We start from the raw sequence: 7771 nt of genomic DNA, 5'->3' as shown, positions 1-7771 counted from the left end.
GTTGCTGATTCTTCCTGCCCGAACACCGGGCATCAGAGTCGCACAACAACTGGACCACTACGAGGGGCTCACCTCACCGGTACCAATCCGAGATCGACGAACGGAAACCGGAACGTACTGCGAGCACTCGCATAGACGAGATCGCAGTGCAACAGAAGTGTCGTCCCGATTCCGATTGCATGGCCGTCGACCGCAGCGATCACCACGGCGTCCGTCCGCGACAGCGCGTCAAGGAAACGTACCGGGCGGGGAGTTCGCCACTGGGCGGGTTCGGCTTCATGTCAGCCAGATCGTTGCCGGCAGTGAACGCAGTGCCCGAACCCATCAGGAGAATGAAAGGAGTGACCGCGGGGCCAACAGCCTCTATCGCATCTGCCAGCGATTCGTACATGCCGGCCGTGATCGTGTTTGGCCGGCCGATTCAATCGCAACGTGACGGCGGGGCCATGCGTCTCGACCAGGACGTCGTCGCTCACGGTCTGGAAGCCCCACTACCCCGCACTGGGGCCGGGAGTGCCGCGGTTCACGTGGACAACCTGTAGATCGGTGTACGCCTCCAAGCCCCATGGGCCGTTTTCCACGCCCAGGCCGCTGTGCTTACGCCCGCCGAACGGCACGGTGGGCCCCAGGCTGGCGTGAGTATTGACCCACGTCGTACCGGCCTGCAGCTTTTCGGCGATCCGCGCCCCGCGGCCGGGGTCGGCCGTCCAGACGCTCGCGCCGAGGCCGAAGTCAGTCCCGTTGGCACGGGTGACGGCGTCGTCGAGATCGTCGTAGGCGATGATCGGCAGCGCCGGCCCGAATTGCTCTTCGTCCACGAGCGGCGTCCCATCGGCGATATCGGCGACGATAGTCGGTTCCATGAAGTAGCCCGGCCGATCGAGCGGGCGACCACCGGCGGCGGCTGTCGCGCCGTTTTCCAGCGCCTTGTCCACCAGACCGGTAACGCGCTGGATCTGGGGAAGGTTCGCCACCGGCCCGAGTTGGGTGGCCGGGTCGGTGGGATCGCCCACCACGGTACTCGTGGCGACGCCCGCCAGCGCATCGACGACGTCGGTGTAGAGCCGGCGCGGGACGTACACCCGCTTGATGAGGGCGCAGGCCTGTCCATTGTTGAAGAACGCCGACCAGAATAGTCCCGGCACTATCTGGGCGACGTCGACGTCGTCAAGCACTATCGCCGCGTCGTTGCCACCGAGCTCAAGGGTTACACGCTTGAAATCATTCGCGGCACTGATATTGACCGACCGTCCGGCATCCACGCTCCCGGTGAAGCTGATCTTGCGAGCCAGCGGGTGCTCGACGAGCCACTGGCCGACCTGGTCTCCGCCGCTGACGATGTTGAGAACCCCGGGAGGAAGGATCTCGCGAAGAATTTCGCCGAACCGCAGTGTGCTCAGTGGCGTAAACGGAGACGGTTTGAGGACGACGGTGTTCCCCGCCCGCAGGGCCGGGGCGATCTTGAAGAACGCCAGACCGATCGGCATGTTCCATGGGGTGATAGCGCCGACGACACCGACCGGGCGGCGAATGAGCTCAACTCGTGCGGTCTCGTCATCGCGAAGGAGTTCGCGGGGCAGGTCCAGATCCGCATAGTAGGCCAGCCAACCCACGGCGACGGGTACTTCGAAGCCCGCGAACTGCGCGGTCTTGCCTGATTCCCGACTCAGAAGGCCGGTCAACTCGTCCGCGTTGGCCGCGATTGCCGCGGATGCCTCCCTCAGCTTGGCGCGCCGGAAATCCTCGTCGTCACACCAAGCGGGGAAGGCCTGCGCGGCTGCCTGAAAGGCCTGGCCGACCTGTTCTCGGGTAGCTTCCGGGGCCGTCGCGAACGGGGTGCCCGTCGCAGGATTGATGACGTCGAACTCGCCGAGAGTGGGTGCGGCAACGCCGTTGATGGTCTGGGTGGGCATGGGACTCCTTTGTCGGTGAGCTCACCGGCCTGGTACGCAAACGTGGCGTTCGGCTTTCGGGTGGCCTTTGGCCGAATTCCTGTGAAGCACAGTTCCAACGGTTATCGTACAGTGTTAGGTTCAAGGGCGGGAATCCGTCAGTCGACCAGCCCGAGACGTGCCCGGAGGTTAAGGAGTCACACGCATGGCAGAGTTCGAGTCCGCAGCGCAGTTGCAGGATTTGGTGACCCCGTTCCTGCAAGGGTTGGTCGCCGATCCGGAACTGCGACCGAAGTTCGTCGCCGGCAATACATCTTTCCAAGTGCAGTACACCGACCCCGATGAGGTCTTCATGCTCGACTGCACAGTGGACCCGCCCGTGGTGTCACACGGACAGGAGGCGAGCGGTCAGGACGCTGAGGTGCGGTTAACCATGTCGGCAGACGACGCGCATCGGTTCTGGCTGGGCAAGCTCAATGTGCCGATGGCCATCGCACGACGCAAAGTCAAGGTCGAAGGTCAGGTGTCGAAGTTGCTCAAGCTCCTGCCGGCCATCACTCCGGCCTTTGATCGGTATCGAGACTACGTGGGCGACAGGGGATATTCGATCGGCTGAATCGGTCCCCGTCGGCATAGCAGGCCTGGACCGTCGCGCTGCTGGGGGCGCTGCGCCGATAGCGCCGTGCCGTTTGGCCTCCCTACGCCGCGGGTACGCCGACAGGCATGACTTCGGCCGCACCGCCGCCGCTGAGCGCAATCGCGTTGATATGCACGCTCAAGGGCGGCGACGCCCCGTCAAGCAGCGATCTGATCGCGGACCAGTTGCTGGGGCAGCTGCGTTCCGGGGGCGTCGAATGCGACAAGGTTCGCTGCGTCGATCTGTCGCTGCTTCCCGGCGTGGAAGCCGATATGGGGGAGGGCGACGACTGGCCGGCCCTGCTGGAGAAGATCAAGTCGGCGAACATTCTTGTCATGTCGACGCCGACGTGGGTCGGCCACATGTCCAGCGTCGCGCAACGAGTGCTGGAGCGACTCGACGCCGAGCTCTCCGAGCAGGACCAGGCCGGCCGGCCCAGGATGGTGGGCAAGGTGGCGCTGGCGGCCGTCGTCGGCAACGAGGACGGCGCACACAAGATCGTCGCCGATCTGTTCCAGGCGCTCAACGACATCGGCTTCTCGATACCCGCCCAGGGCTGCACGTACTGGAACGGCGAAGCCATGCAGGGCGTGGACTACCGGGACCTGGACCAGGTCCCGGAACCGGTCGCGACGACGACCGCCGCGGCAGCGCGCAATGCGGTGCACCTTGCCGAAGTGCTGCGGCAAAGCCCGTACCCGCCGTATCCCGGGCCGGATTGAGGATGGAGACCGTGTCGGAAGGAGCACCCTGAGGCCATGACATCCACCTACCAGTCGGTGTCGCTCGATGATGCACAGCGCGTGATCGACGCCGCCCGGTCCCGGGCCGAGGAAATCTCGTCGCCGTCGAACATCGCCGTCGTCGACGCCGGCGGAAACCTGGTCGCACATGCCCGAATGGACGGCGCTTGGATCGGCAGCATCGACATCGCGATCAACAAGGCCTACACCGCGCGTGCCTTGGATATCGCGACCGCCGAGCTCGCCGCCGCGGCTGCTCCCGGGCAGCAGTTCTACGGCATCCACGTCTCCAATGGCGGGCGGATTATGATCTTCGCAGGCGGAATCCCGCTGCGTAAGGACGACGAGATCGTCGGAGCGGTCGGGGTCAGCGGTGGTACCGGAGAGCAGGACACCACCGTGGCAGAGGCGGCCGCCGCGGCGCTGTGAATCGCCGCCCGCCGTCTTGGAGCGTCAGCTCCGCCCGCCCAGCATCCGCCACAGGAACGAGAAGCTCAATGCGGATTTGAACGCCGCCTGCGCGTTGTCGGCGGCCCCGCCGTGGCCGCCCTCGATGTTCTCGTAGTACCAGACCTTCTTGCCGAGCTTCTCCAGCGCCGCGGTCATCTTGCGGGCGTGCCCGGGATGGACCCGGTCGTCGCGGGTGGAGGTGGTGATCAGCATCGGGGGATAGTTCGGCTGTGCCGAAATGTTCTGGTAAGGCGAGTATTCGCCGATGAACGCCCAGTCGTCGGGGTTGTCCGGGTTGCCGTACTCAGCCATCCAGGAGGCGCCGGCCAGCAGCAGGTGGTAGCGGCGCATATCCAGCAGCGGCACCTGGCAGACCAGCGCCCCGAACTGCTGCGGGTAGGCGGTGAGCATGATGCCCATCAGCAGTCCGCCGTTGCTGCCGCCGACCGCGCCGAGCTGCGCCACCGTGGTGATGCCGCGGCCCACCAGATCGGCTGCCACCGCGGCGAAGTCCTCGGCCACCAGGTGCCGGCCCTCCCGCATCGCCTGGGTGTGCCAGCCCGGCCCGTATTCGCCGCCGCCGCGGATGTTGGCCAGCACGTAGGTGCCGCCGCGGGCCAGCCACAGCCGGCCCAGCACCCCGTCGTAGCCGGGGGTGCGGGCCACCTCGAAACCGCCGTAGCCGCCCAGCAGTGTCGGGCCGGTCGCGTCCTGCGGGCGGACCACGAAATACGGGATCGCGGTACCGTCCTTGGACGTGGCGAAGTGCTGACTGACCTCCAGTCCCTCGCCATCGAAAAAGGCCGGAGCGGACTTGATCTCGGTCAGCGGCCCGTCCACCGGGCCGTGCAGCAACCGCGACGGACTGTTGAACCCGCTGGAGTCCAAGAAGATCTCGTCACCGGTGTCGTCGGCGGCCGCGATCACCGTGTTGGTGTTGGCCGGTACCTCGGCGACCGGGCGGCGCTGCCAATCAACCGGACTGACCACCTCCACCCGGCTGGCCACATCGTGCAGCGTGACCAGCACCAGTCGGTCACGGGTCCAGGCGTAGTGGTGCAGCGCGGTGTGCGCGTCGGGCTCGAAGACCACACTCAACTGTGCTGTGCCCGCCAAGAATTCGTCGTAGTCGGCCGCCAGCAACGAGCCCGCAGCATACGAGGCGGTGCCGGTGTCCCAGTCGGTGCGCAGCTCGATGAGGATCCACTGTCGATGCACCGATACTGACGCGTCGGTGGGTGCGTCGATGCGGATCAGCTCTTGGCCGCCGGGGACGCCGCGTAGCTCGTAGACCTCGTCATTGAAGAAGTCGACGGCCCGCGAGACCAGGGTCCGCTCGAACCCCGGCGTGCGATCGCGCCCGGCGCCCACCACCACATCGGTCGCTTCCCCGGCGAACAGCGTCTCGGCGTCGGCGAGCGGCTGGCCGCGGCGCCACCGCTTGACGATCCGCGGATACCCGGAGTCGGTGAGCGAATCCGGGCCGAAGTCGGTGCCCACCAGCACCGTGTCCTCGTCCTCCCAGCCGATCCGCGATTTGGCCTCGGGCAGCTGGAATCCGCCGGCAGCAGGGGGGACGAATTCCCTGGTGGCCATGTCGAATTCCCGCACCACCGCCGCATCCGAGCCGCCGGGGGACAGCGAGACCAGCGCCCGGGTGAGTTCGGGTTCGATCACGTTGGCGCCGCCCCACACCCAGTTCCGGTCGTCGACTCGACTCAACTCGTCGACGTCGATGATGACGTCCCACTCCGGGGCGCCGCTGCGGTAGCTGTCGAGCGTGGTGCACCGCCACAGTCCGCGCGGATTGGCGGCATCACGCCAGAAGTTGTAGAGGTGATCGCCGCGCCGCCGCACGTACGGGATGCGGGCATCGGTGTCGAGCACCTCCAACGCCGCCGTGCGCATCGCCTCGAAATCGTCACCCGCGAACTCGTCGACGGTCGGGGCGTTGTGGGCGCGCACCCAGTCCAGCGCATCGTCACCGGTGACGTCTTCGAGCCACAGGTACGGGTCGGTCGTCGGGTCTTCAGCCATGACCGCCATTGTGACTGCGGCGGTAATGTGAGGTGCACAACACCGTCAAGGCAGAGGGAATCACTGATGACCGTTTTCGCACGTCCGGGCAGCGCGGCGGCGCTGATGAGCTTTGAGTCGCGCTACGGCAACTTCATCGGCGGGCAGTGGGTGGCGCCGGTCGGTGGTGAGTATTTCGAGAACATCACCCCGGTTACCGGTCAGGTGTTCTGCGAGGTCGCGCGTTCGACCGCGGCTGATATCGAGCTGGCTTTGGATGCGGCGCATGCGGCGGCGCCGGCGTGGGGTAAGACGTCTGCGGCCGAGCGGGCGGCGGTGCTCAACGCGATTGCCGATCGCATCGACGCGCATCGCGAACAGCTCGCGGTGGCCGAGGTGTGGGACAACGGCAAGCCGATCCGGGAGGCGCTGGCCGCCGACATCCCGCTGGCGGCCGATCATTTCCGCTACTTCGCGGCGGCGATCCGCACCCAGGAGGGCGCGTTGAGCCAGCTCGACGACGACACCGTGGCCTATCACTTCCACGAGCCGCTGGGGGTGGTGGGCCAGATCATCCCGTGGAACTTCCCGCTGCTGATGGCCGCCTGGAAGCTGGCCCCGGCATTGGCGGCCGGCAATGCGGTGGTGCTCAAGCCGGCCGAGCAGACCCCGGCCTCGATTCTGTACCTGCTGAGCCTGATCGGTGAGCTGCTGCCGGCCGGGGTGGTCAACGTGGTCAACGGTTTCGGGGTCGAGGCCGGCAAGCCGCTGGCGTCGAGCAACCGGATCGCCAAGATCGGCTTCACCGGTGAGACCACCACTGGGCGGCTGATCATGCAGTACGCCAGCCACAACATCATCCCGGTCACTTTGGAGCTGGGCGGCAAGAGCCCCAACATCTTCTTCGCCGACGTGCTGGCCGCCGCTGACGACTTCTGCGACAAGGCACTAGAAGGGTTTGCGGGCTTCGCCCTCAACCAGGGCGAGGTGTGCACGTGTCCGTCGCGGTCGCTGATCCAGGCCGAGATCTACGACGAGTTTCTGGAGTTGGCCGCGATCCGCACCAAGGCGATCCGCCAGGGCGACCCGCTGGATCCGGCCACCATGATCGGGGCGCAGGCCTCCAATGACCAGCTGGAGAAGATCCTGTCCTACATCGAGATCGGCAAGGGCGAAGGCGCCACGGTCATCACCGGCGGCCAGCGCGCCGAGTTGGGTGGGGAATTGTCCGGCGGCTATTACGTGCAGCCGACGATCTTGGCCGGCCATAACAAGATGCGGATCTTCCAGGAGGAGATCTTCGGCCCGGTGGTCTCGGTGGGCTCGTTCAGCGACTATGGCGACGCCATCGCCCAGGCCAACGACACCCTCTACGGGCTGGCCGCCGGGGTGTGGAGCCGCGACGGCAACACCGCCTACCGGGCCGGCCGTGACATTGCGGCCGGCCGGGTCTGGGTCAACTGCTACCACGCCTACCCCGCGCACGCCGCGTTCGGCGGCTACAAGCAGTCCGGGATCGGCCGGGAGAACCACAAGATGGTGCTCGATCACTACCAGCAGACCAAGAACCTGCTGGTGTCCTACTCGGAGACCGCGACGGGATTGTTCTGATGGGCGCACCGGAGCGGGTGCGGGTCACCGGGGCGGCAGCCGAACTGCTGGCACGGCTGGTGGCCCGGCACGGTCCGGTGATGTTCCATCAGTCCGGCGGCTGCTGCGACGGCTCGGCGCCGATGTGTTACCCCGACGGCGACTTCATCGTCGGTGACCACGACGTGCTGCTCGGTGTGCTCGGCATCCCCGGCGGTGAGGTGCCGGTGTGGATCTCCGGGCCGCAGTTCGGGGCCTGGAAGCACACCCAGCTGATCATCGATGTGGTGCCCGGCCGCGGCGCCGGGTTCAGCCTGGAGGCGCCGGAGGGGCTGCGGTTCCTGTCCCGGGCGCGCGCCTTCACCGACCACGAGAACGCCGCCCTGGAGGAAGTCCCGGTGATCACCGGGTCGCTACCGCGCTGAGCGGGGTTGCGGTCGTAG

General features: G+C 66.7%; 8 protein-coding genes. 5 read left to right on the top strand and 3 right to left on the bottom strand.

What is annotated here, in order from left to right:
• Nucleotides 1-68 precede the first annotated feature (68 nt).
• The gene (locus AWC24_RS22710; RefSeq protein ID WP_207568339.1) at nucleotides 69-224 is read right to left on the bottom strand and encodes an enoyl-CoA hydratase-related protein; all 156 of its coding nucleotides are present in this window, start codon (nucleotides 222-224) and stop codon (nucleotides 69-71) included.
• A 267-nt stretch (nucleotides 225-491) separates the two neighbouring features.
• Nucleotides 492-1913, bottom strand: coding sequence for an aldehyde dehydrogenase family protein (locus tag AWC24_RS20070; RefSeq protein ID WP_085088603.1), 1422 nt, complete (start codon nucleotides 1911-1913; stop codon nucleotides 492-494).
• Between the two features lie 184 nt (nucleotides 1914-2097).
• On the opposite strand from AWC24_RS20070, the gene AWC24_RS20065 reads away from it, so the two are divergent.
• From AWC24_RS20065 to AWC24_RS20055, 3 genes are all read left to right on the top strand, one after another.
• Complete coding sequence (locus AWC24_RS20065) at nucleotides 2098-2508, top strand: SCP2 sterol-binding domain-containing protein (protein ID WP_085088600.1); 411 nt, start codon at nucleotides 2098-2100, stop codon at nucleotides 2506-2508.
• Nucleotides 2509-2615: 107 nt separating this feature from the next.
• Nucleotides 2616-3251, top strand: coding sequence for a flavodoxin family protein (locus tag AWC24_RS20060; RefSeq protein ID WP_085088597.1), 636 nt, complete (start codon nucleotides 2616-2618; stop codon nucleotides 3249-3251).
• A gap of 36 nt (nucleotides 3252-3287) precedes the next feature.
• A complete protein-coding gene (locus AWC24_RS20055; RefSeq protein ID WP_085088594.1) occupies nucleotides 3288-3701 on the top strand; it encodes a GlcG/HbpS family heme-binding protein in 414 nt (137 codons plus the stop codon).
• A 24-nt stretch (nucleotides 3702-3725) separates the two neighbouring features.
• On the opposite strand, the gene AWC24_RS20050 is transcribed toward AWC24_RS20055, so the two are convergent.
• Nucleotides 3726-5768, bottom strand: coding sequence for a prolyl oligopeptidase family serine peptidase (locus AWC24_RS20050; RefSeq protein ID WP_109560577.1), 2043 nt, complete (start codon nucleotides 5766-5768; stop codon nucleotides 3726-3728).
• 57 nt (nucleotides 5769-5825) lie between these two features.
• Here AWC24_RS20050 and exaC point away from each other — a divergent pair, with 57 nt between their 5' ends.
• A complete protein-coding gene (exaC, locus tag AWC24_RS20045) occupies nucleotides 5826-7349 on the top strand; it encodes an acetaldehyde dehydrogenase ExaC (RefSeq protein WP_085088591.1) in 1524 nt (507 codons plus the stop codon).
• Nucleotides 7349-7753, top strand: a complete 405-nt coding sequence (locus AWC24_RS20040; protein WP_085088588.1) for a DUF779 domain-containing protein — start codon at nucleotides 7349-7351, stop codon at nucleotides 7751-7753. The genes exaC and AWC24_RS20040 overlap by 1 nt, the downstream gene beginning before the upstream one ends.
• The last annotated feature ends 18 nt before the right edge of the window (nucleotides 7754-7771 follow it).

It is taken from the genome of Mycolicibacter senuensis, assembly GCF_002101885.1.
In the GTDB taxonomy this organism is placed as follows: domain Bacteria; phylum Actinomycetota; class Actinomycetes; order Mycobacteriales; family Mycobacteriaceae; genus Mycobacterium; species Mycobacterium senuense.
Note: the sequence above shows the minus strand (reverse complement) of the source record. Positions and strands in the feature narration are given on the sequence as shown.